Source organism: Parendozoicomonas sp. 2304DJ65-17 (assembly GCF_058148445.1).
In genome coordinates this window covers 262,941-285,414 of record NZ_JBYVJV010000006.1, presented here as the reverse complement: position 1 = coordinate 285,414, position 22,474 = coordinate 262,941, and the positions used below count along the sequence as shown (strand labels likewise).

Genomic DNA, 22,474 nt, shown 5'->3' with positions numbered 1-22,474 from the left:
GAGGGCACTATGAGCCTTAACGATATCATCCTCTACGTAATGGTAGGTTTCATGGTGCTTGGCGCCGTGGACAAAATGCTGGGCAACAAGTGGGGCTACGGCGAACAGTTTGAAGAAGGCTTCATGGCCATGGGGGCTCTGGCACTGGCTATGGTCGGTGTGGTTTCCCTGGCACCTGTTCTGAACACTGTACTGACTCCTCTGGTTGCACCTCTGTATCAAGCTCTGGGTGCCGACCCAGCCATGTTCGCAGGTACTCTGCTGGCTAACGATATGGGCGGTTTCCCTCTGGCTCGCGCCATGACTGAAAACGCTGACGTTGCTAACTTCTCCGGCCTGATCCTCGGTGCAATGATGGGCCCAACCATCGTATTCACCATCCCTGTATCTCTGGGCATCATCAAGAAAGAAGACACCAAGTTCCTGGCTCGTGGTGTTCTGATCGGTCTGACCACTATCCCTCTGGGTTCTTTCGTTGGTGGTCTGGCTGCTGGCTACGACATGGGTATGATCCTGATCAACCTGGTACCAATCATCATTGTTGCCGGCGCTATCGCTCTGGGTCTGAAACTGATCCCCAACAAAATGATCAGCGGTTTCGAAATCTTCGGTAAGGGTGTGGTTATCGTGATCACTGCAGCTCTGGCCGCTATCGTTATTGAAACTCTGACTGGTGTTGTAATCATCCCAGGCATGGCTCCAATCTCCGAAGGTATCGAAATCATCGGTGCAATCGCCATGGTACTGGCTGGCGCATTCCCAATGGTTCACTTCATCACCACCAAGCTGAACAAGCCTCTGATGGCTCTGGGCCGCTCTCTGGGCATGGGTGAAACCGCTGCTGCTGGTCTGGTTGCTTCCCTGGCTAACAACATCGCTATGTTCAACATCATGAAGGATATGGACGACCGCGGTAAGGTAATCAACGTTGCTTTCGCCGTAAGTGCTTCCTTCGTATTCGGTGACCACCTGGGCTTCACCGCTGCCGTAAACAGCGACATGATCTCCGCTGTTGTTATCGGCAAGCTGGTTGGTGGTATCTCCGCTCTGGCTCTGGCTATCTTCATCACTCGCGACATGAAGAGTGAAGAAAAAGCTTCTGAAGCCAAGACTGCACAAGCCTAATCAGGTTCTGTGACCAGCTCACGCTGAAGATAAAAAAGGCTGCCGGTTTTGCCGGCAGCCTTTTTGCCATTTTATCCCAGGCCCTATTTCTCTAGCTCTTTAGCCTGGAAATAGAGAGTTAAAGAAAGAGAACCGCACAATCGAAGGTTGTCATGAAAGAAGAGATTCTAAGTGCCGGTGTAGATATCGGCACATCCACTACCCAGCTGGTCTTTACGCGCATCCAGATTGAGAACGTTTCTCCGGGTGCGATGATTCCGAAAATCGTTATCGTAGATCGCACCGTTATCTATCGCAGTGAAGTGTATTTCACACCTCTGCTCTCCCCTACCATGATTGATGCTGCCAAGGTCAAAGAACTGATTGAAGGCGAATTCCGCAAAGCCCATATCAGCCCTAACGACATTGATACCGGCGCAGTAATCATCACCGGTGAAACAGCCCGCAAAGAGAACGCCAAACAGGTTGCTGAAATGCTCAGTACTTTTGCTGGTGACTTTGTTGTGGCAACCGCAGGCCCTGATCTGGAAAGTATTATTGCTGGTAAGGGTGCAGGTGCCGCGCAGCATTCTGACGAAAAGAATATCACTGTCGCCAACCTGGATATCGGCGGTGGTACGACAAACATTGCGGCGTATCGGGTTGGTGAAGTTATCGACACGACCTGCCTCGATATCGGCGGCCGCCTGATCAAGTTTGAAAAGGGTGGTACAGAGGTTACTTACATCTCTGAGAAATGGGCTGAAATGACCCGCCGTATGGGAATGCCGGTTAAAATTGGCGACATTCTCAACCGCTCTCAGATTGATCGTATCGTCGATAAGATGGTCACCATTCTGGAAGAATCTGTTGGACTGCGCCCGGCAACAGAAGACCTCGAATTTGTTGTTGGTCGTGGCACATCCGCTATGAAAACCAACGATTACACCATTGATAAACTCACCTTCTCTGGTGGTGTTGCCGTTCATGTTTATGATCAGGACAGCTCTGCCAGTGATTATGAGTATGGTGATCTGGGCGTTCTGCTTGGCCGTGCAATTAAGAAGTCTCCTCTGGTTACTGGCATTGCCCAATACGAAGCGGTAGAAACCATTCGTGCAACGGTTATTGGTGCGGGCTCACACGCTACTGATATCAGCGGCAGCACCATCAACTTTACCCGTGATGTTTTCCCTCTGAAAAATGTTCCGGTTCTGCGCCTGAGCGTCAAGGACGAAAAACAACCCATGAGTGAGATGGCCGGAATCATTCGGGACAAACTGAATTGGTTTAACCTGGAAACCGGCTCCCAGCATGTTGCTTTGGGAATGAAAGGGCCGAAGATGCCTGAGTTCAGCTACGTGCAGGAACTGGCTGATGCAATTATTGAAGGCATGGACAGCATGATCCAGCTTGATCAGCCTTTAGTCGTAGTGGTGGAAGAGGACTTCGCCAAAGTTCTGGGACAAACCATTGAAGCCAAGCTACGCATCAAAAAGATCCGGAAAGATGTTATTTGCCTGGATAGCGTTGAGGTGAAAGACGGGGATTATATTGATATTGGTAAGCCACTGGCTGATGGCACGGTACTGCCGGTGATCGTCAAAACGCTGGTATTTGGCTACTAGCCGATTGATTTTATTAGACTTTTAAATCTCTTTGGGGCTGTTAGGAGTACTAACAGCCCTGTTAGTGATACTGGGTATGTCCTCACTCACAATAACAACAGTCCAAGGAAATGAGGATCTCGCCATGCAACACCTACCTTCAAACACATTATCTGATCTGTGCAATAACTTGTTTTCAGCTATCAGCGAAACCAAGCGTACCGTAATAAAAACAGCCAAGATGGGTGTTGCTCTTTTCTGTGGATACTACGTTGGCTTCTTCAATACAGCAGCCTTGTTCATGGCACCAGTTTTCACTGATCCCAACACCCCAGAGCGTGATAGATATCTGAAGGCTATCGAAGATAACTACACAGAGATTGGAAACAGAATCGTCAAGGTCTGGAACAGCTAATAGCACCAGTGCTTACATACAAAAATGCAGAGGTTTAAGCCTCTGCATTTTCACATCCAACTTAACTTGAGATTTACATCAACTTGTTGAAGAAATCTTCAGTTGGAGAAGCAATAACAGTTTTGTGAATCAACATGCCACCCGCACCGCCAGCAGCATTCACACCTGCATCAACGCCAGCTTTCACGGAAGCCAGTTCGCCAGTCATAACCACGAAAGACTTACCGCCGATAGCCATAGCCAGGCGTACTTCCATGATTTTCACGTCTGCGGCTTTAGCTGCTGCGTCGGCCGCAACAACGGCAGATGCCACGCTGAAGAACTCAAGTACGCCAACTGGGCCGCGCTTATCAACATAAGCTGTGCCCTGCATACCGGCCAGCAGGTCTTCGTGAATGTTAGGAATCACCAGTTCATCAACAATCAGATGACGGCCACACTCACGACCTGCAGCAATAGCAGCGGATACTGCAGACACATCACCGGAAACAATAGCCATATATTTGCCGGGGCAAATTGTTTTGGCTTCTTCCAGCTTAACGGCTGCGGCCTTGGTCATGGCATCAGTCGCTTCCATGCCTTTGGCAATACTGGTGAATTCAAGTAATCCCAGCGCTTTGTTCATGCTGCTTTCCTGCTAATTGTAATACTGTCGCTATCTACGGCGATAACTGCGCCGTTTATGCTGGAATGAATGGTGGAGCCAAGTTTGCCTTCAGGCATTTTAGCGATAACCTGTCCGACCTCTACACGATCGCCGACGCTTACTTTCGGCTCACTGTTGCCGCCAACATGCTGGCACAGAGCCAGGGTGACGGTGTCCGCATCAATTTCCACATGGCTGTGCAGTTCCTGATGATCCCAGCGGGTCAGGTCAAGACGGCTAATCAACTTCTGTGGTGGAGTTTTGCGATGTTCGCGGCCTTCACGGGCAATGATTTCACTGCCGTCGTGCTTGTAGCGAATACCCTTCTCACGCAGCTTGCCAGCAATCAGGAAGTTCACCTGACGAGGATCAATGCCCATTGGACAGGCGTACATTTCACACACGCCGCAACCACAGCAAAGCTGCGCTTCTGCGCAGGATTCATCAATCTCCTGACCATACTTGATAACGTTCATCATCTTGTGTGGGTTCAGGTCGTGACCAATCAGGTAACGTGGGCACTGCTGCGTGCAGTAACCACACTGGATGCAGGCTTTGGCACGGGTAATGATCTGTTCTTCAGTCAGCTGAGAACGTTCAACCAGATAGTGATCCGCAGGAACAACAATCAACGCACCATCAACTTTGGTGATGTGCATTTTGGGAAGCATATCTTTGGTGATAATGCCGCCCATCATTGGGCCACCGCGGATAATTGCGAAGTCACCACGAGTAGTGCCACCAGCAGCTTCCAGACATGCTTCGAAGCTGGTACCAACAGGAACGCGAATCACCCGAGGCTTGTTCACTTCACCAAGAACAGAAACATATTTGTAAGTGACAGGAATATCCTGCGCGGCTTCAAATACGCCAATCATGGTGGCTACGTTAGACACAACACAGCCAACGTGCAGAGGAATGCCACCGGGAGGAACTGAACGACCAGTGACTTCAAATACAGTCATCTGTTCATCACCCGCAGGGTAGAAGTTCTGCAGTTCGAAGATTTCTACCGGTGCGTTCAAACGCTCAATCGCCTGCTTCATGCTGGCGATAGCTTCTTTGTACTTACCCTTTACGGCAACAACGGCTTTTTCAGCGCCAATCTGGCTTTTCGCCATCAGGATGCCGCCAATCAGAGCCAGAGCCTGCTCCTTCATCAGGAACTGGTCAGTCTGCAGCAGAGGTTCGCACTCGGCCGCATTAATAATCAGATATTCTGCTTTTGCATTCAGCTTTACATGGGTGGGAAAACCGGCACCACCAGCGCCCACAACTCCAGCCTGCTGAATCTTTGCAATCAGATCCATCGAACCTGACTCCATAAAATTTTTGATTTATGCAGGATACTTGGAGGAAAAAGCAGGGTGTTGAGAAGCGTCAATCCTCTCCGGGCAAGAAAAGCTCAAGTCCGGAGAAAAATGACAAAGATCAATAATGAACGTGTTCAGGTTCTGTTTTTGTTCGGTTCAGGCAACTTGGTGATCGTTATAGCGGAGTTTGATTCGCTCACATTCCACCAGGTCCATTGCCAAAGGAGACAGAAGCGCACGACGACTAACCAACACTTCCCGTACACCCCACTGGGCGAGAATCATTATGTCGGCTTCGGTAATGCGGGTTTGCTCGCCAAAATCGTAGAAGCGAACAGAACCAACTGACTTCTCCTCTTTCTTACGTTCAAACATAGGAAGGTCTACCTCTCCGGGCAGCCCCATAATTGAACCAAGAATAGAGTTCAGGCGGTTTCCGGCAGCTTTGTTCTCCAGAATCTGAATGGCACGCTCAACAATCAGAGAGCCAGCCTCCATAGGAGGTGTACCACCGTGATAAATGTTTGGAATCACACTGTCTTCAAACTCCAGACCAGGAATACCAGCAAACAAACGCGCCTGTTTAAGGCTGACATCATCTTCCAGACGGTACACCAGATAGGCAGACATACTTCTGGAGGATTCAGCACCTGCTCCAGGTCGTTCCCCCAGCAAAACAATTACCAGTCGATTGTTTTGAGCATTAGCTATTTCTTCCGCCAGACGAACACGTCCATGGGGAACAACAATGGTTTTACCCAATGTGAAGCCAGCACATTCAAGACCATCTTCAACAACTGGCAGAATATCGTGAATATTTGAGTTCACCGCTTCCGCGCTCAAACCATCAGTGATAACGATCTGAACATCGGCATTTTCTTCCTGCAGCTGCTCAAGGCTTTCTGGCAGCAAGTGACATCCGGCAGAAGGAATGGTGTGATGCTCTTCAATATTACGAGCTTCTGTATTCAGAGTCCGAATATTGCAGTCTTCAAACAACTCCATATCCAGTCGGCTGGTGGCAGCTTCACGGGCTACAGCCATGTTCATGCGCAACTCTCGCTGGGCAGAGTTACTCATACGAGGACCAGCCATACCACGGTTCGGATGACTCGAAGCGTAATCCATTGGTACACGCTTCATCATCTCATCGAACTCGCTGGTGGAGTCACAGAAGATGTCTGGCTTACCCCAGTTAGGGCCGCGCTTCACTTGTCCACTCTTGCCTTCGACAAAGATCTTCTTATCAAGGCACCAGTGCCAGAACTCTGGGGATGGTTTCAGGTTGTGAATTTCCCGCATGGTCTGGGCATCATGACCGCTAGTATCTGAGTAAGCCAGCATACGGTCTGCACCCAGATAAATATCCATCAGGTAATGGGCACCAGCAGACGTCAGCATTTGAACAGCCATTTCCTGGCCTTCTACACCAGCATCTGCGTGCATGGTAAAGCAGGGAGAAACCCCCATTGGCAGCCCCATCAGCTTACCCATAAACAGGTCCTGAAGATTGGAATAAACAATCTCCTGACTGTTGGCATGGGTTTCGGGGCCGATAAAACCGGTCACACTGTTCACCATACCTGGTGAGTACCGACGACAAAGCCCGTATGTCAGCGCTTCCGCCGTAGCCATATCAATGCCATCGTTATAACCGTAACTGATCTCACTGCCCTGACCAGTTTCAAAATACATGAACTGCTCAGTTCTCTCTGCCAGAGCACCCTTCTCTTTCATGGTTTGCCATGCGTCATCCATAAACGACACACTCACATCAAAACCACGACGCAGGGTTTTATCTGTACCAGCCAACGACTGGAAAAGAATATCAACAGGAACTCCCTGTTCCAGGCAGGCCAGCTGGGTGCGGATATGAGAGAGCACACAAACCTGGGTGGGAGCTCCGGTCTGCTTACGCAGTCGATCCAGATGGGTCAGACAGGCGGCAATATTGTCCACAGTATCTTCAGACGGGTTTAAACCAATCATCAGATCGCCATTACCCATCGACAGCCCCTGCAAAACCATTGCAGTAATAGCTGTCAGGTCATCTGTTGGATGATTTGGCTGAACCCGGGTAGACAAAGTTCCTGCCAGCCCCAGGTGATTGCGGGCCTGAGTTGGGCAGCGTATTTTGCGGGCGTTGAAAATCATGTCGTGAACGCCCATCAGCTTGGTTACTGCAGCAACCATAACCCCAGTCATACCACGGCCATATCGCAGGAGAGCATCGCCATCGCTCACCTGAAAAATATCTTTCAGCTCGCCAACGGTCATTTGAGAAACTTCTTCAAAAACTTCCCGGTCGATGGCGTAGTTAGCAATCATGATTTCATCAATATCCCCTTCTTCTGTAGTCAGGGGATGATCATGAATATGCTGCAGCGTCATATCAGAGAGAAGTTTTCTGGCAGCTTCTCTCTCTACCTCACCAGTTGAAGCAAGCCCGGCAACACGATCGCCGGCTTTACTCATATCTGCAGCACCTAACAGTGCTGCCAGACCTTGGAAGGAATATTCCCGGCCCATGACTTTGGTACGATAGACCAGCTCCTTACCTGCGGGAGGAACTGGAATTTGATCCAGAGGAGTCTGATGGTTTGAGATGGTCAAAGTCACGCCCCATGAGTACTTGTTTTCATAGAAGCTCTACTGTCCTCAAAATTGACAGTGAGCACTGGCTTAATGCATGCCGTAGTAATAGACGGGAATAACATAGTTTCTGACAGCTCCAAGACTCACGAACTGGGCTGGACGGTCAGGCACTTCATCAACGGCCAGTAACGTCACAGGCATTCGCCCCCAACGTGTCGCATAATTGCCCAGAACCTTGCCGAAGTCCTGAGGAGCCAGAAGCAACAATGGAAACTGTTCTGGCAAACTGAACCGTTCTAACTGATCTGCAAGCATTTTCCCGAAGCGCTTCAAATCTGTCAGTCGTGGATAATCGCCATTTGTGGTTGAAACCTGTATGCAACTTCCGGCAAGGCACTTTCCTGCCAACTGTAAAGCCTGGGCAATCGCTTCTTCATCACTATCAATGCCCAGTCGTGCCACTATTGGAAGATCATGCAGTGGCAATAGCGACGGGTCTGGCAGGTACACCGTACTTCCAGACAGTTCGGCACTGTGCATAGCCAGGCCGTAAACTGTCGACTGCCCCCGGTACTCTGGAATATAAGTTGTAAGATTCCGAATCAACATTGGGCAGGAGAGTATTTTCCTTGCCAGGTCCACACCCAGATCGCCGTAGGCTGTAACGCCAGGCAAAGATTCTCCAGCAGAGTAACGATATAGCAGCTCGCCAACACCGCCAGAATAGGTAATAACCACAGACTGATCTAAAACTTGATCAAAAGGTAACTGTTGCAGTAGTGAACCGGGCAATTCTTCAAAGTATTGTCTGTGCCCCGTAACGAGAGCTTTCAAACCATCGACATAAACATTAAGAATCTTATCCCGATGCTCTTCCTGAAGAACCGCTCCAAAAGCAATCGGGATGTTTAAATAATCCGCCAGATGGGATCCCGATTCTGAGATTCCAACCAGTTCATAAGTACCGGGGCGAAAACGAAAATGGCGAGCACCAATCTGACAACAGCCTGTTTTTCCAACATTCCCATTCCTGCCAACAGCAACATTGGTTGTCCCTCCACCAATATCGAGATTGATGAATGTGGCCTCGGGAGATCTGGACGACAATTCTAAAGTATTACCCATAAATGCCAGCCAGGACTCCAGGCCCGGGTCGTTAGCAGTGGCAACTATGAGATTGTCGATTTTATGCTGCACAGCTCGGGCGATAATTTCTGAGTTACCAAGAGCAGCAGCGAGACCTGTAACAATCACGCCACCAGAAAACAGTTCAGAAGGAGCAACGCCACTTTCTTCCAGCCACTTATCCAGACAGGACAGCACATCATCCAGCTCCAGCCTGCCATCTTCACGAAACGGGGTGAAAACCGGCTGTGCCCGGTAAATTATGCTGGGTTTACCCAATCCCATATAACCGGTCATTCGGTTCCGGCCAATGCGGGAGCGGGCAATAAGAGCACGACTGGTGGTTGAACCGAAGTCCAATCCAATCATCAACACTTCATCGGGGTTACACTTCGCCTGACTTAAGCCATTGACGGTCCGGTACCGGGATATTGTTTCGGTAGCCGTATCAGGGAGTGTGCCGTTCGTCATACTTCTCAGACAAGGTCAGTTCTAAAGCAGGGTTTCGTGGAGCAGATGGGATATTTACAAGGAGCGAAGTATTACAGACAGCTCTTTCTTTTTCATGATTTTTATCAACAAACAAACCTCGTTGAATCAGGCAAAAACCCACAAACAGCAAGCCTGTTGATATAACACCATATTTATTAGTGTGGAATTTATCACATTAATTTCTACCACCAACGGTATAGTGGTATCCCGCAATTTGCTGTATAACTCTCCTCCAAACAACAAATCACCTCTTGGATAATTATCCAACCATGCGGTGAATGCAGGGAAATGCCAACAACAAACCTGCTTCGGCAGATAGAACAAAAGCGCAACCAGCTAAGACGATCAGAACAAAAGGTTGCTGATTACGTTGCCAAAAATCCACAGAGTGTTGTTCGCACCAGCATTGCCGAACTTGCCGCGCAGTGTGAGGTAAGCGAACCCACTGTTGTGCGCTTCTGCAAAGCTATTGAATGCACCGGTTTTCAGGATTTTAAACTTCATCTGGCCCAAACACTGGCATCAGGTAATGACTTTTCCCGTTTTGTTGTGGCTGATGGTGATGATACTAAAGCTATAACCCGAAAAGTTTTTGATGCCACTGTTCATAGCCTGCTGGATATTCGCAACAGCATCTGCCCTGAAACACTTGATAAAACCATTCAGATTCTAAGCAAAGCCAGGCGTATTGAGTTTTACGGTTTTGGAGCGTCGGGCAATGTAGCCAATGATGCCCAGCATAAATTCTTTCGTTTACAGGTGAATGCTTCTGCTTATTCCGATCCACATATGCAGTCTATTTCTGCTGCAACTCTTGGAAAAGACGACGCTGTTTTAGCAATCTCCCAAACAGGTCGAACCAGGGAGTTGCTACATATGGTAACACTGGCACGCAAACAGGGAGCACATGTTATAGCTCTCTGCCCGGGGGGCTCACCTCTGGCGAACCACACAGAACTAACAATTGCTGTAAATGTGCCTGAAGACACTGACATATATACGCCATTAACCTCACGTATTGTTCACTTAACCATCATAGATATTCTGGCTATGGGTGTTGCCCACACACGTGGCCCTGAACTTGCAGAGCAGTTAGAAAATGTGAAGCAGAATCTGCGTACCCTGAGGGTCACCCAGGTTTAAACCCCAGAACGCAGTGGTAAGGACGCCAGAACTGGTTGCACTGGCCTAACAAGAAAAAAGAAAAAAAGGGGATCGACAATGACAGATATCGTCGCAGAACAGCCAGCAGACACAGATACGTACGATCTGACTCCCGGTGAAAAGACTGTTGTTGAACTTCCGGAAAAAGCCTCTCAGCGGCAACTGCATATTCGCAGAGCTATTGAAGATCGCGCGGAACAAAAGCGCCTTGAGTCCATGTCTGAAGACAACTACTGGGATAACCTCTAGCGTTTATTGCCTTAAAGCCGGTAGCGGTAGATCTGGCTTTTCCAGAGATCCGTTGCCTGTAAACAGCTTTCCGGCTCCATACCTGGAGCCGAGAAAGTGTTACTAATGAGAACACACCCTACAGGAAGTGCCTGCAACTGGGGGGAAAGTTTTGTCATCGCCCCGGGGTAGAGGTAACAGTAAACCATGCCTGCACTTTGCAGGTTTGTTTGATAGATATCTCCAAACCGAACTTCCAGATTACCCAATCTGCGGATTCGAGCCCGAAACCAGCAAAACAGCCAGACAGGTAAAGAGTTCTCAACGGCTATTACTTTCTGAGCTGGATAATGTCTGGCCAGCTCCAGAGACATTCCGCCCCAGCCAGCTCCTAGTTCGAAGACATCGCCAGATATATTCTCGGGTACAAGGTCGAATAGCTTATTTCTTACCAAACGATTTGTAGGAACCGGCCCAATACCGTTTTTCAGGCTATAAATGGCAATCCATCCAGCCGCCAGCACTGTAACAGTTACAAAGAAAGTCTCGAGGTTCATAGGCACGCTATCGACGACCTTTTAGAACTAATTATTGGTTTCTTGATTTAGCGTAATAATGTAATAACATAACATCCCCAAATCAGTATAAGACGCTCCGATCACACATGTTGTATTTTCGCAGCCTTCGCACAATAGTCCGCCAGCTATTGCCTCTCCTGTTGTTATTGCCCTCTATTTCCATAGCTGCGAAAGAGCCAAAGGTTCTGGTAAGCATCAAGCCACTGGAGCTGATCGCAACAGCCATCACTGATGGTGTAACAACTCCTGAACTGATCTTACAACCGGGAACATCTCCTCACGATTACAGCCTGAAGCCGTCTGATATCAAAAACCTGGCCTCTGCTGATCTGGTGTTCTGGATAGGGGAAGACTTGGAGAGCTTCTTGGCCACTCCTCTTGAGCGTTATGTTGGCAACGTTTACTCCATTGCCATGATGGATGCTCCCAATGTCAAAGTAGAACGCTTTCTCAGTGCTGATAAAGAAGATGTACAGCATGAAATGGAGGAACTGGAACAAGACCATAGTGGTCACGGCCACAGCCATGAAGGCCACGATCACGGCAGCCATGATCCTCATATCTGGCTATCTCCAGACAACGCCATTGCTATGGCCAGAGCCATGATGAAAGCGCTCTCAGAAGTCGATAAACCGAATGCAGACACCTACCAGGCAAACTACCTGAGCTTTGTTGACTTGGTGAAAAAGTCAGACAGCATTAATAAGCAGGTTCTGAGCGACCTTCACCAGAAGGGCTTCTTTGTTTTCCACGATGCCTGGGGCTACTTCACCCGTCATTACGACCTGAAAGTTCTTGATGTTTTCACCCTCAGTCCTGAGCAACAGCCTGGCGCCCGCCACATGCTGCAACTGCGTAACAAGCTCAGGGAAGCGGGTAAAACCTGTGTATTCCGTGAGCCTCAGTTTGAGCCAGCCTATCTGGATGCCATGATAAACAAGCTTCCAGTGAAAGTTGCGGTTATTGACCCTCTGGCGTCCGACATCCGGGCTCAGCCCCGAGCTTACCCAGAGTTTCTGGAGCAGCTTTCCATTACAATTCGGGATTGCCTCGCCCCCAACCAGAAGCCCTAGGGTGTGTTCACAATTAAACATGCGACTCAGTGGCTCTGAATGCCATCAGGCGTTAGAAAGGCTTGCGAAAATCGTAGTTACTCTACATTGAGTGAGCCTGACGACACGAATGATGGCATTCAGAGCCACCCGAAGGGCATTCCCGAAAGTTCCTATGGCTAAGTTGCAGCCCCTTGAAAGGCAACAAGCATTCCTGCGGAGCCGCGCCTTGCCTAGAAACTTTTGGGAATGCTGAGCTCGATGCTTAATTGTGAACACACCCTAGCCTCATATCCTCCAGTTCTTTGCCGATGATCTGTAAAAGCCGGTTCCATCCGGCCCGGTTTAAAAACAGGACTTCGGCAAAGAATGCACTATTTTTCCGCTCGAACGTTTATTGCAACGGTACTGATAGCTCTTTTTGTCAGCGGTTGCCTGCGATTTCCAACCTGGCCACCAGCTTCTGACGAAGATCTGCAGGCAACAGTCATTTACCGCACTCTTAAGGGCGAACGCCGTATAGCCACTATCAGCCTGACGGCGGTTACCAGTGATAAGGTTCTGGAGCAGAATCAGGATATAGAGCTCCAGCAAACCGACCGAACTCTCGTTCCCCTCAGCAACCGGGCCGACGGCATTTATGCAGAATCCAGAAGCAAAGGCGCTGTTCTTCTGGTTCCCGGACGGAATCTGACCGACCCGGTTCTGACCATTACTCCAGATTCAGATCTTCATGTTCTCACCTACATAGCTCTTCAGGGCCGCAAGCCTGTTCTGAAGCTGCGTACAGTTTATAAGGGTGCCGTTGCTGAAAAGGGCTTTGTTCTCCCTCTGGCGGGCAACGTTGATAACTACTCAATCAGCGATTTCACTCGCCAGGAGGCACCATGAGCGCACCAGGAGGCAGGGTTGGAGGCGCCGGCCCAACAAGCGTCTCAAATCCTCCGGTTAATAACGACCAGGGAGAGGGTTCTTCTAAATCCCCTCTCCGCAGGAAGGTCACAAAGTCCACACCTTCTGCCAGCCATTCAGTGGGTGGCGAGGGCAAGGGAAACCCTCCACCGTCATCAAACAGTACAGATGTAAACAATCGAAAAACAACTCCTTCAACAGGAACACCAACACCCCAACCAAAAACTGAAGCTGAAGCACAGTTCGAAGACGCTAAGAAAAAGCTGACTGGGGTCATGTCCAAGTTATGGTTCAGAGATCAACTGGGCATATCAATGGAGCTTGCCTCCATGACACCTGAAGAAGCAGACGTTCTGGCAAACAAGCTGCAGATTGTTATTAAGATTCGCATGCGCAACAGCTCAAAGGTTGTCCAGCTAATTCCCAGGTTGGCCGGAGAAGGTGGTGTAGGAGAGGATCACGTAGCTGACGGTTACAAATTCTTAAGAGATGGCTGTACCAACCTATACACTCGTCTGGATAAAGAGACTTCAGAGGATGATCTTCGCGATCAGTATGTTATTTACAGAGATAAGATGTTTGAGCATGGTCGAACGGCCAGTCATGCTAAAGGTGAGCTCTTTGACTATGAGCAACATTACATTCAAATGCTCATTAGTGCTTTCTCCCATAAAACATCAAGCAGTGGAATAGACTTCACCTTCTCCCGAGGAGAGCCTGACCGCAGTAAATACAAGGATCCTGGCGATCTCAGCACACCAGCCAAAAAGAAGTCGAAAAAGAAACCCAAAAAGAAAGGGCCCCAACTGGAATTGCGAATTAATGCTGATGAAGAAGATATTCTGAAACATTCGAAGCGCCTTCGCCGGGCAGAAAGCCATGCCAGTAATATTGATCATGGGCGACATGACAGTAATGCCAGCACCTCCAGTGATGATGACAACAGCAGCGTTCATAGTGTCCCCTCCAGTACACAAGATGAAGAGTCCGGCGAAGAATAAATAGTCGCTCAGGGTGTGGCGGGCTGGTAAAGCCGCCCACCGCTGCATACTATTCCCAGAAAAGTTATAACTCCCAATTAATAAATCTGTACAAAGGGCTGCTGTATGAGCATTTTCAAGGCACACATCCGCCAGATGGGCGCGTACAAACCACCTTTGGAAGGCCGCAGCCCCAAAAGCCACCTTTTACTGGATTTCAATGAGCGAACCCTGCCCGTCAGCAAACCGGTTCTGGATGCCTTAACCAATTACATCCACAGTGGCTGCATGCAAACTTACCCAAGTTATGGCGATATTACCGAGCGGCTTGCCAGCTACTGTGGTGTGAATAAAGAGCAGGTCATGATCACCAATGGTTCTGATCAGGGAATTGACCTCATTATTCGGGCTTCCTGTAACCCAGGTGATGAAGCAATTATTCCCGGCCCCACTTTTGCCATGTATCACCAGTGCGCACGTATTGAAAACCTGAAAATTATCGAACCGGCCTACTCAAAAGAAAATGGCTTCCCGGTAGAAGATGTTCTTGCCAGCATCAGTGATAAAACAAAACTGATAGTTATTGCGAACCCTAACAACCCCTGCGGAACAGCTGTGCCGAAAGATGACATTCTGCGCATCGCGGCTGTAGCACCGGACTGCACAATTCTGGTTGATGAGTGCTATTACGAATACACGCAACTCTCCGTTGCGGATGTGCTGGAACAATACCCAAATATTGTTATCACCAGAACATTCTCAAAAACATGGGGACTGCCGTCTATCCGCTTTGGCTATGTCCTGTCTTCGGCCAACAACATTCTTCCACTTCTCAGTGTTCGTGGCCCTTACGATGTCAACCAGCTGGCAGTGGTTGCTGCACAGGCAGCCCTCGACCATCCCGAATACACAAAAAACTACGTCAAAGAGGTTATGAACGAATCCAAGCCTTTACTGGAAAAGTGGCTAGACGAAAATAACCTGGACTACTGGCCCAGCAGCGCCAATTACATCTGGGTGTTCCCGGACAATCCTGATGAGATGAACAAAGCTCTTATAGATGCAGGGATTCTTGTTCGCCCCAAAAACGACGGTGAAGGCAGAAAAGGTTTAAGAATAACCATAGGCACACGGGAGCAAACCGAACGTCTTATCAAGGTTCTAGCGACTTAAGTATCCAGTTTGCTCTCCTGAACCTTACTTTCAGAAAGTTCAGGAGAGCAAAAGACCAACTACTTTATTTCCCTTCTTTTTTCTTAAGTCCGTCTTCCAGTGATTTCAGTGGATAACCACTCGCTCCGGTCACCATAAAATAGAAAGTCCATGAATCCCTGAACAACCCGCTGTTTTTGGTGAGGAACATATCAATTCTTCGCTTGTCTGTTTTGGAGCGAACACGGGTGTAAACACCATCCTCTATCAGGTGGGATTGATCTGTTATATCGAGCTCTGTTGAAAAACAGTTCTTCAGTTTGTTAGCGACTTCACGAGTGAAGTTTTTCCCGGCTTCCTTTATCGGAAAACTTCGCGTGCAGACATAACTGTAGTTCCCTGCTCCCCACTGCCATATCTGACACTCCTGCCCGGGACGATTCAGATCGGTATTCCAGATGGTGAGCTGGTTAAAAAACTGGGGGCCTGTGCGATGGTCCTTGAAATTATTCTTGCTGCTTTCAAGTATGAGGTTCAATTCGCTACAACCCGCTGATTCAGCACTGGCCCATGACGACAAGAAAAAGATAAGACTCAGAGAAAGCAGTGAGCGCAGATGGCGGCAATAACATTTGTGCTTACGCAGAAGGGCTTCACACAGGGTCAACATAGCCGGGCTCTCCAAGTTACAACTCTGGGGAACAAGCTAAGAAAGTAGTGCAAACTGTTTAGATCTGCAGTTCTTCCCCCAGAAGAACACCTCCGAAGAAAAGCCCGAGAAAAAACATAATGACCATGCCCGCAGGAATAAGAACAACCAATATAGTGATCAGGGATCGCATACGTTCCTCCTGATCTCGCCGGTTCCAATGCTGGATAGTTATGCCACGATCATCGTCCAGCTCCGTTGCCAAACCGCAATGCCTGCAGTTCACCTGCCACAGAACATCATCAGAAACCGGAAATTCGATAATCTCCGCATCACCACGGCACGAAGGGCAACGCTTAAGTATCCGCATTTGTTTAACTCTTCCATGAACTCTCTATTCAGAATAGCGGCATAGTGATTGTTGGCATAAGCTCCTGCGGTTCAGATCCGGGGTTTGCGCCATGTGCAGAACAAAAGTGTTCAGGCAGTTCTTCTCTGCGATTTCCATTTTTATTCTTCTCCATGTCTGCAGTCTGCGGGCAGACGAGACTCCGATAACAATCAAACACATGGTGGTTTTTGGGAATGCTCACAGTGATACAGGCAATACGCGGGAACTGTTTGACGAACTGGCAGGCCGCAAAAAACCTTCCCGGCTAAGAGAGGATATTCGGTATCACGGCCCTGATGTAATAGACATGGGTTCCTCTGCTGCGATTTCCCTTATTCTGGGGACTGGGGCTTATGCTGCAGGTTGGGACAAATTTCTGGACAAAATCCCTGTCCTCAAAGATTACGGAACCTTATCTCGCCTTATTCCAGTTTCCACACTTTCCCTTGTTCTCTACCAAACAGGTATAGGACATTTTCTGGGCCGTCCTCTGGATTATGTTGTGGATAGAAATGAGTTGCTCTTAAAAGCAATTCTCTGGCTTTACCCGAACGTTGGCTTGCCAGTTCTTCCGCCGGGGCAACTCTACAATCAGGGAGGAAGGTTCACCAATGGCCCGCGAGTGTGGGTAGAAGTGCTGGCTCACAGAATGGGAATGAACCCTGATGAACCATCCCAGTTCATAAGCCTTGCCTATGCCGGTAGTCATATTCGCCAGCGCCTTTCAGAAGAAGACATGCTCTCTTTTAAAAGTTGGTTAGGTTATATGGATATTGGCCTTGGTATGGCCAATGCGTTGTTCAATAAAGATGGCGCCCAAAGTGAACAGCAAGGCTTCTGGGCCAAAGCGACAGGCAATATGAGTGATTCAGGGAAAGTCCGCTTCGAAAATCTGTTAAAGAATGGAGTTCCGCCAAGCTTTGAATACATGGTGGAAGACTACGGCAACAGGAACAGGTATGCAGGAGTCAGAGACCCTGAGACCACGCTGTATGTGATTGCCTATGGCTCCGATGATTACGTGATTGATGAGGCAAACCCAGAAGAGGTTATTCTCGCGCTGAAGGAGAGTATCAGTACTCTGGTTGAAAGAGATGGTGCGAAACATTTCCTTATCAACCAGTTGTCCCCATTGATTCTTCCAGGCATAGCCCAGCTACCAGCCGAGAAGAAGTACAAGATTCAAGCTCTGGTTGATCGCCATAACTACCAGCTTGGAAACATGATTGAAGAAATGAAAGCTGCTCACCCGAACACACGATTTATTACCCTCTCGGACACCGGAAGCATTTCCAGAAAAACGTGTGAGTTAGAACTTTCCCTTGATCCCTGCCTGCACTCTGCTGATAACCCAAGTATCAATTTGCATGACTACACATTGGTTCATGTTCCCAGACTCTCTCAACAAACCGTTTTTACCGACCCTATCACTCAGGATGCCTCGTCCCTGAAAGCTGCGTACCGGTTTATTGGTAAAACAGTGGCCCGCTGCAACGAGCCAGAGAAGCGTTTGTTTTATGATAATTTCAACTTAACGTCGCGAGGGCACAGAATGGTGGCTGAGCTGGTGTGTGAACTTCTGGCTGCTCAAGGTTACCAGTGTAAATAACTGTCAGGCGTTCTTTCTGCTCTGGTAAGAGGGGCTTTTCTTATCAGTAAGCTTGCGTCTCAGGCTCCCGAAAGAAAGGAAAGAGCTCCGTCCTCTTTCTTTACTGGTATCATTTTTTGGTGTCGTCATCTTTGTTTTTTCTTTTATCGTTAAAGGGAAAGCTATTTATCGGCCACCTTTTCAGTACCTTTAGCCTCAACATCATCATCTAAATAAATTGGCGGATTCCAGTGCCCCCACTCCTCTTTTGGAGCTCCATGCAGAATAAAGCTGGAATATTCTGAAGCTGGTTCAGCCACTTTGGGGGTGGCAAAGGCAATTCCTCCACGAATCATACTTTCTAAGGATGGGGTTTGAATCTCTATTCCCCTGAAGGCGCTGAAATGCACATCAAGCCCACTAACACTCCAGAATCGGCTGCTCTCAGTCACCAGAGCTTCGTATGGGGAATGAAGAATAATATCAATCTCGACTCTATCGGCCGGGTTTCCCAGTTTTACACCATGGACCTCCCCAACCTTTTCACCATGATAAAGAACAGCTGTTCCCATACTCACAGATTTCTTATTTGCGGCAACAAGTGTGAAATGCCTGCCCTTCTGAAAAGCCTGCTCTCTGTTGGAGTACAAAGAAAACCGCTCACCACTTTTCACTTGTGGTGCACTGTTATCAGGAACTTCACAGGTTAAACCTCCGGAGATCATTGCCCCCAAAGGTCTGCTTTGAACTTTAAAACCAGAAAGCCCACCACTGACAGATACACCCGCTATTTTCCAAAACCGAACCCCAGTACGAATTAAATGGGCATATTGCGGTTCAATCAAAACAGAAAGGTTCACTCCCGAGCTTTGCAGCTCAACAGATTCAACTGAACCAATACTCACTCCTCGCATCCATACAACACTGCCTTCCGAAATACTTTCAATATCATTAGTTGTCAGCTGCAAGTGCAAACCCGGAACCTCTGGCCCGGGGGGAGGCTTGCGTAATGAGCCGTGGAATAAACGCTTTGTTTTCCCTCGTTTAATGGCTTTGTCGGTAATATCCATGGCGATATAACGACCAGACAGCAACGTTTCCAACCCCTCTACGCCTTGTGGAGTGATATGTGGTTCCACAAGCCAGAACTTGGCACCCTCAACAAGAGCCGGCGTTGCCTGAGGGTCCATAGACGCCACCACAGAAAAGCCACTGAGATCTTCTTTAAAGTCATAAGACTTAATAACTCCAGCTTCCACACCGTGAAACATAATGCGCGCCCCCTCTTGAACAATGTGTGCGCTGAGAGGGAATTCGATAGTAATAGGCACTCCTGAGCGTGCCGCTTCATAGTCGGAATAGAGAGGGAATTGTTCTTTCTGTATGGCCTGATCCTGAGGGTCTTCCCACTCCGGAGTGCTGAACGCAATTCCACCTTTCAAAATGGAAAGCAGTGAATCCGTTTGTACATGCAGATTGGATATAGAACCACTGACGTGAAAACCACTGACATTCCAGAAACGGGTATTTTTATGCACCAGATGCTCGTAATCCGGCTCAATAAAGATATCTACCTGAACAAATTTCCCATTCTCTTTCAGAATAACCCGCTCCACTTCACCAACATGAATATGTCTTGAATACACAGGGCTACCCGCAATAAGTGACCCACCATCAGGCGCACTCAAAGTAATGTGTAAACCGGCCTTTCCTTCCGCCAGAGGTGGCGGATCATCCAGAGCAATAAAATGGTGTGCAGGTTTGCCTTTTTCAGGTTTGAAGGTGATGTAGTTACCCGACAGCAACGCTTCTATTCCAGAAACTCCTGCCAGAGATATTTCCGGTTTCACCAGCCAGAACTCTGTTTTTTCCGTAAGCCAGCGACTGACTTCTTTATTCATGCTGACCCGGGCTTCAACACCTTTTAAATCTGGTCGCATGGAAACTCTTTCAACCCTGCCAACTTCCAAGCCGTTATAACGAACATGGGTTCTGCCAGCTACAATTCCTGTTCCGTTATCAAACTGCAGAGTTATCTTTACTCCCCTCTCCTGCCACGCCTGCCATCCAAGCCATCCGGCAACACACAGGGCAACAAGAGGCATAAGCCAAACGAGCGACAGGCGGCGCTTTTCTTCAACGATCGGTTCCTGAGGCTCTTGTTCCTGATTTTCAGTCATCGCTACTGCGTCGTTGGATGATGACGATCCCAAAGTAGACGAAGATCGAAAGAGCGGCTGGCAAACATTGTAAGAATCACCACCGCAACAAAGGCTGTTGCCCCTGGACCAGCAAGAATCTCAAGAACCCTGAGCTGAACCAGAGACACCAGAATGGAGATCATAAAAATATCGAGCATGGACCAGCGACCAATCCATTCAATAAAACGGTAAAGCCGGGATAACCGGAGCAACTTCCCATTCAGAAGACCATGAACATTCAGCAGAAGAATCGCCAACCCCATTATTTTGAAAAGAGGCACAACAATACTTGCTGTAAACACCAAAGCAGCAATAGGAACCATACCGCTACGGGCCAAGGCAACAACCCCAGACATAATCGTGTCAGCTTCCCCTTTCCCAAGACTGATAACCTGCATGATTGGCAGCAGATTGGCCGGAATATAAAGAACTGCGGCAGCGATCAGCAGAGCCCAGGTGCGGGAAAGGCTAAAAGGCTTTCGATGGGAAAGAGCGCTGCCACAACGGGAGCAACGCAAACGCTTCTGTTTTGAATGCTCTATACAGGTGTGTTCGCAAATCAGGCAGAGATGTAACTTCTTCATAGAAAGGCATCCGGGCTGAACCGCCGCCACAACTTTTGTTTGGGAAGAATATGGGACGCCTTTATTTCCATAAGCATCATTGCCGCAAGGCAATAAGCTCCAGTCCCCACAGAAACCGAGGCAAAGTCCTGCATCTTTACCACTGCCACCAGCGCACCAAGCAGGAAGATATCCATCATCCCCCAACCATGCAGGGTATGGTGAAATCGCATAACCAACAGTCCACTGTCTTTCAGTGTTCCTTTGGGTAAGAGGACAAGAAACAAGGCACTCAGTCTGAGGAATGGAGCGAGGATAGCGAAGAGAAAAACCAACACAGATACTGCAAACAATTGCTGTTGCCAAAGAGCCACTGCACCAGAAAAAACCGTATTACTGCTGGTTTCTCCTGACATGGTAATTTCAAGAACAGGCAGGAGGTTGGCTGGAATATAAAGTATCAATCCGGCCAGAGTCAGTGCACGACAGGTTGCTAATGATCCAGTTCCATAACGGATAAGATGGCCACAGCGGGGGCAGCGAAGTCGCTGCGTGGACGATGGAACAACTGTTTTCAGCAGCTGATCGCAGTCAGGGCAAAGGTGGGCGTGAAATGTCTTGCCATTCACTGAAACCAGTGACATTGCGTTTTCCGCAAAACCATAAATTCCGGTCAGTTATAGGCAAGACATGAAAATACTGCGAGTTATCAGGATGTATAGAGGCGCGTCATTGCAAAATTACGGAGATACTCGATAAGGGCATGAGAAGCATTATCGGCCTCTTCCGCATCACCAGCCACAACACTATTCATAATATTGGCATGCAATTGCGCGGGATGATCGGTATTCACTTCCCGGTGCCGGAACCAGAATATCCTTGAAGGCCCCTGTAAAGGGCGCATAACTTTGCTGATGTACTCATTGCGGGCAGCTTCCACCAAAGCTTCATGGCAACCCCGCAGGTAATCAAGAAAGCGTTCATCATCATGTTCAGTGGCACACTGTTGAATCCCGGCCGCCAGCTCCTTCATTCTCTCTTTCTGAGCAGGCGTTGCTCTCTCCGCGGCTAACTTTGCACACAAGGCTTCCAGAGGTTGACGAACCTCCAGCAGTTTAAGTTCATTCTCAACAGTGACATCGGGTATCTGAATACCACGTCGAGGATGAATAACTACCATCTGCTCCCAGGCCAGCTTCTGTAAAGCTTCACGAACCGGTGTTCTGCCCATGCCTACAGCTTCAGCCAGTTTTTTTTCAGAATACATAGCTCCCGGAGCCAGCTCCTGAAAAATTATCATCCTTTCCAGCTTCTCACTGGCTGATTCTGTCAGCGATAGTTCCAAATTCATAAATTTCTGAAATAACCAAATATCAATTGCAGCACTCTGAGCTGTTTCTGGAATAACGATCGTTTAAGTAACGAGCAACGCCAACCAGACTGAAAACAACCCAGATAATACTGTTTACACAAGAAGCCAGATTAAAACTGTTGGTTAATGATATAAGAAAACAACCAGCCCCGACGAGATTAAGAACCGAATACGAAAGCGCCCGGGTTTCCATTTTTCTCATTTGTACCAACACAAAAGGCAGCAAATAGGCGCCGACACCTACCAACCCAACAATATCATAGGGATTCATCCCTATCCCCCTTATTTACTCACTCTGAATGTTTGTCACATAAAAGGCACGGGAACATTAACCAGCCTTCCTTTCT

Annotated in this window: 22 protein-coding genes; 10 read left to right on the top strand and 12 right to left on the bottom strand. The window is 48.5% G+C overall.

Annotated elements, in window-relative coordinates; all coding sequences use genetic code 11:
* Positions 1 to 9 precede the first annotated feature (9 nt).
* The 3 genes from eutH (at position 10) to ACY2RR_RS16540 (ending at position 3,126) form a co-directional block, all read left to right on the top strand.
* Positions 10 to 1,125, top strand: a complete 1,116-nt coding sequence (gene eutH, locus ACY2RR_RS16550; protein ID WP_490109277.1) for an ethanolamine utilization protein EutH — start codon at positions 10 to 12, stop codon at positions 1,123 to 1,125.
* Between the two features lie 152 nt (positions 1,126 to 1,277).
* On the top strand, positions 1,278 to 2,732 hold the full coding sequence (eutA, locus tag ACY2RR_RS16545) for an ethanolamine ammonia-lyase reactivating factor EutA (protein ID WP_490109276.1): 1,455 nt from the start codon (positions 1,278 to 1,280) through the stop codon (positions 2,730 to 2,732).
* Between the two features lie 124 nt (positions 2,733 to 2,856).
* Positions 2,857 to 3,126: a hypothetical protein gene (locus ACY2RR_RS16540; protein ID WP_490109275.1), complete on the top strand. Its 270-nt coding sequence runs from the start codon at positions 2,857 to 2,859 to the stop codon at positions 3,124 to 3,126.
* A gap of 73 nt (positions 3,127 to 3,199) precedes the next feature.
* Here the strand turns inward: ACY2RR_RS16540 and ACY2RR_RS16535 are convergent, their stop codons facing one another.
* The 4 genes from ACY2RR_RS16535 to ACY2RR_RS16520 form a co-directional block, all read right to left on the bottom strand.
* A complete protein-coding gene (locus ACY2RR_RS16535; protein WP_490109274.1) occupies positions 3,200 to 3,751 on the bottom strand; it encodes a BMC domain-containing protein in 552 nt (183 codons plus the stop codon).
* Positions 3,748 to 5,082 carry a 4Fe-4S dicluster domain-containing protein gene (locus ACY2RR_RS16530; protein ID WP_490109273.1) on the bottom strand — a complete coding sequence of 445 codons (1,335 nt, stop codon included), beginning with the start codon at positions 5,080 to 5,082 and terminating at the stop codon, positions 3,748 to 3,750. The genes ACY2RR_RS16535 and ACY2RR_RS16530 overlap by 4 nt, the downstream gene beginning before the upstream one ends.
* A 159-nt stretch (positions 5,083 to 5,241) precedes the next feature.
* Positions 5,242 to 7,698, bottom strand: a complete 2,457-nt coding sequence (eutB, locus tag ACY2RR_RS16525) for an ethanolamine ammonia-lyase subunit EutB (RefSeq protein ID WP_490109272.1) — start codon at positions 7,696 to 7,698, stop codon at positions 5,242 to 5,244.
* Positions 7,699 to 7,767: 69 nt separating this feature from the next.
* Complete coding sequence (locus ACY2RR_RS16520) at positions 7,768 to 9,276, bottom strand: ethanolamine ammonia-lyase reactivating factor EutA (RefSeq protein WP_490109271.1); 1,509 nt, start codon at positions 9,274 to 9,276, stop codon at positions 7,768 to 7,770.
* A 309-nt stretch (positions 9,277 to 9,585) separates the two neighbouring features.
* Here ACY2RR_RS16520 and hexR point away from each other — a divergent pair, with 309 nt between their 5' ends.
* Both hexR and ACY2RR_RS16510 read left to right on the top strand, forming a co-directional pair.
* Positions 9,586 to 10,440, top strand: a complete 855-nt coding sequence (gene hexR, locus ACY2RR_RS16515) for a transcriptional regulator HexR (protein ID WP_490109270.1) — start codon at positions 9,586 to 9,588, stop codon at positions 10,438 to 10,440.
* Between the two features lie 78 nt (positions 10,441 to 10,518).
* Positions 10,519 to 10,710, top strand: a complete 192-nt coding sequence (locus ACY2RR_RS16510; RefSeq protein ID WP_490109269.1) for a PA3496 family putative envelope integrity protein — start codon at positions 10,519 to 10,521, stop codon at positions 10,708 to 10,710.
* A gap of 11 nt (positions 10,711 to 10,721) precedes the next feature.
* On the opposite strand, the gene ACY2RR_RS16505 is transcribed toward ACY2RR_RS16510, so the two are convergent.
* Positions 10,722 to 11,246: a hypothetical protein gene (locus ACY2RR_RS16505; protein WP_490109268.1), complete on the bottom strand. Its 525-nt coding sequence runs from the start codon at positions 11,244 to 11,246 to the stop codon at positions 10,722 to 10,724.
* Positions 11,247 to 11,353: 107 nt separating this feature from the next.
* On the opposite strand from ACY2RR_RS16505, the gene znuA reads away from it, so the two are divergent.
* The 4 genes from znuA (at position 11,354) to hisC (ending at position 15,384) form a co-directional block, all read left to right on the top strand.
* A complete protein-coding gene (gene znuA / locus ACY2RR_RS16500; RefSeq protein ID WP_490109267.1) occupies positions 11,354 to 12,340 on the top strand; it encodes a zinc ABC transporter substrate-binding protein ZnuA in 987 nt (328 codons plus the stop codon).
* A 348-nt stretch (positions 12,341 to 12,688) separates the two neighbouring features.
* Positions 12,689 to 13,210, top strand: coding sequence for a hypothetical protein (locus tag ACY2RR_RS16495; protein WP_490109266.1), 522 nt, complete (start codon positions 12,689 to 12,691; stop codon positions 13,208 to 13,210).
* On the top strand, positions 13,207 to 14,232 hold the full coding sequence (locus ACY2RR_RS16490) for a hypothetical protein (protein ID WP_490109265.1): 1,026 nt from the start codon (positions 13,207 to 13,209) through the stop codon (positions 14,230 to 14,232). Before ACY2RR_RS16495 ends, ACY2RR_RS16490 begins: the two co-directional genes overlap by 4 nt.
* A gap of 105 nt (positions 14,233 to 14,337) precedes the next feature.
* Entirely contained in the window at positions 14,338 to 15,384 is a 1,047-nt protein-coding gene (hisC, locus tag ACY2RR_RS16485; RefSeq protein ID WP_490109264.1) for a histidinol-phosphate transaminase, read from the top strand.
* Positions 15,385 to 15,448: 64 nt separating this feature from the next.
* Here the strand turns inward: hisC and ACY2RR_RS16480 are convergent, their stop codons facing one another.
* Positions 15,449 to 16,033, bottom strand: coding sequence for a hypothetical protein (locus ACY2RR_RS16480; protein WP_490109263.1), 585 nt, complete (start codon positions 16,031 to 16,033; stop codon positions 15,449 to 15,451).
* 58 nt (positions 16,034 to 16,091) lie between these two features.
* Positions 16,092 to 16,382 (bottom strand): hypothetical protein, encoded by a 291-nt coding sequence (locus ACY2RR_RS16475; RefSeq protein WP_490109262.1) that lies wholly within the window; start codon positions 16,380 to 16,382, stop codon positions 16,092 to 16,094.
* Between the two features lie 91 nt (positions 16,383 to 16,473).
* Here ACY2RR_RS16475 and ACY2RR_RS16470 point away from each other — a divergent pair, with 91 nt between their 5' ends.
* The gene (locus ACY2RR_RS16470) at positions 16,474 to 18,012 is read left to right on the top strand and encodes an SGNH/GDSL hydrolase family protein (RefSeq protein WP_490109261.1); all 1,539 of its coding nucleotides are present in this window, start codon (positions 16,474 to 16,476) and stop codon (positions 18,010 to 18,012) included.
* A gap of 161 nt (positions 18,013 to 18,173) precedes the next feature.
* Here the strand turns inward: ACY2RR_RS16470 and ACY2RR_RS16465 are convergent, their stop codons facing one another.
* The 5 genes from ACY2RR_RS16465 to ACY2RR_RS16445 all read right to left on the bottom strand — a co-directional run bounded on the left by ACY2RR_RS16465 (position 18,174) and on the right by ACY2RR_RS16445 (position 22,398).
* A complete protein-coding gene (locus ACY2RR_RS16465; protein WP_490109260.1) occupies positions 18,174 to 20,171 on the bottom strand; it encodes an MlaD family protein in 1,998 nt (665 codons plus the stop codon).
* Between the two features lie 2 nt (positions 20,172 to 20,173).
* On the bottom strand, positions 20,174 to 20,776 hold the full coding sequence (locus ACY2RR_RS16460) for a paraquat-inducible protein A (RefSeq protein WP_490109259.1): 603 nt from the start codon (positions 20,774 to 20,776) through the stop codon (positions 20,174 to 20,176).
* Positions 20,773 to 21,399 (bottom strand): paraquat-inducible protein A, encoded by a 627-nt coding sequence (locus ACY2RR_RS16455; protein WP_490109258.1) that lies wholly within the window; start codon positions 21,397 to 21,399, stop codon positions 20,773 to 20,775. The genes ACY2RR_RS16460 and ACY2RR_RS16455 overlap by 4 nt, the downstream gene beginning before the upstream one ends.
* Before the next feature lie 65 nt (positions 21,400 to 21,464).
* The gene (locus ACY2RR_RS16450; RefSeq protein ID WP_490109257.1) at positions 21,465 to 22,106 is read right to left on the bottom strand and encodes a GntR family transcriptional regulator; all 642 of its coding nucleotides are present in this window, start codon (positions 22,104 to 22,106) and stop codon (positions 21,465 to 21,467) included.
* Positions 22,107 to 22,128: 22 nt separating this feature from the next.
* Positions 22,129 to 22,398 carry a CBU_0592 family membrane protein gene (locus ACY2RR_RS16445; protein WP_490109256.1) on the bottom strand — a complete coding sequence of 90 codons (270 nt, stop codon included), beginning with the start codon at positions 22,396 to 22,398 and terminating at the stop codon, positions 22,129 to 22,131.
* Positions 22,399 to 22,474 lie beyond the last annotated feature (76 nt).

Coding starts and splice junctions, on each gene's coding strand:
- eutH (WP_490109277.1), top strand. CDS start 10: ATGAGCCTTAACGATATCATCCTCTACGTAATGGTAGGTTTCATGGTG.
- eutA (WP_490109276.1), top strand. CDS start 1,278: ATGAAAGAAGAGATTCTAAGTGCCGGTGTAGATATCGGCACATCCACT.
- ACY2RR_RS16540 (WP_490109275.1), top strand. CDS start 2,857: ATGCAACACCTACCTTCAAACACATTATCTGATCTGTGCAATAACTTG.
- ACY2RR_RS16535 (WP_490109274.1), bottom strand. CDS start 3,751: ATGAACAAAGCGCTGGGATTACTTGAATTCACCAGTATTGCCAAAGGC.
- ACY2RR_RS16530 (WP_490109273.1), bottom strand. CDS start 5,082: ATGGATCTGATTGCAAAGATTCAGCAGGCTGGAGTTGTGGGCGCTGGT.
- ACY2RR_RS16520 (WP_490109271.1), bottom strand. CDS start 9,276: ATGACGAACGGCACACTCCCTGATACGGCTACCGAAACAATATCCCGG.
- hexR (WP_490109270.1), top strand. CDS start 9,586: ATGCCAACAACAAACCTGCTTCGGCAGATAGAACAAAAGCGCAACCAG.
- ACY2RR_RS16510 (WP_490109269.1), top strand. CDS start 10,519: ATGACAGATATCGTCGCAGAACAGCCAGCAGACACAGATACGTACGAT.
- ACY2RR_RS16505 (WP_490109268.1), bottom strand. CDS start 11,246: ATGAACCTCGAGACTTTCTTTGTAACTGTTACAGTGCTGGCGGCTGGA.
- znuA (WP_490109267.1), top strand. CDS start 11,354: ATGTTGTATTTTCGCAGCCTTCGCACAATAGTCCGCCAGCTATTGCCT.
- ACY2RR_RS16495 (WP_490109266.1), top strand. CDS start 12,689: ATGCACTATTTTTCCGCTCGAACGTTTATTGCAACGGTACTGATAGCT.
- ACY2RR_RS16490 (WP_490109265.1), top strand. CDS start 13,207: ATGAGCGCACCAGGAGGCAGGGTTGGAGGCGCCGGCCCAACAAGCGTC.
- hisC (WP_490109264.1), top strand. CDS start 14,338: ATGAGCATTTTCAAGGCACACATCCGCCAGATGGGCGCGTACAAACCA.
- ACY2RR_RS16480 (WP_490109263.1), bottom strand. CDS start 16,033: ATGTTGACCCTGTGTGAAGCCCTTCTGCGTAAGCACAAATGTTATTGC.
- ACY2RR_RS16475 (WP_490109262.1), bottom strand. CDS start 16,382: ATGCGGATACTTAAGCGTTGCCCTTCGTGCCGTGGTGATGCGGAGATT.
- ACY2RR_RS16470 (WP_490109261.1), top strand. CDS start 16,474: ATGTGCAGAACAAAAGTGTTCAGGCAGTTCTTCTCTGCGATTTCCATT.
- ACY2RR_RS16465 (WP_490109260.1), bottom strand. CDS start 20,171: ATGACTGAAAATCAGGAACAAGAGCCTCAGGAACCGATCGTTGAAGAA.
- ACY2RR_RS16460 (WP_490109259.1), bottom strand. CDS start 20,776: ATGAAGAAGTTACATCTCTGCCTGATTTGCGAACACACCTGTATAGAG.
- ACY2RR_RS16455 (WP_490109258.1), bottom strand. CDS start 21,399: ATGTCACTGGTTTCAGTGAATGGCAAGACATTTCACGCCCACCTTTGC.
- ACY2RR_RS16450 (WP_490109257.1), bottom strand. CDS start 22,106: ATGAATTTGGAACTATCGCTGACAGAATCAGCCAGTGAGAAGCTGGAA.
- ACY2RR_RS16445 (WP_490109256.1), bottom strand. CDS start 22,398: ATGAATCCCTATGATATTGTTGGGTTGGTAGGTGTCGGCGCCTATTTG.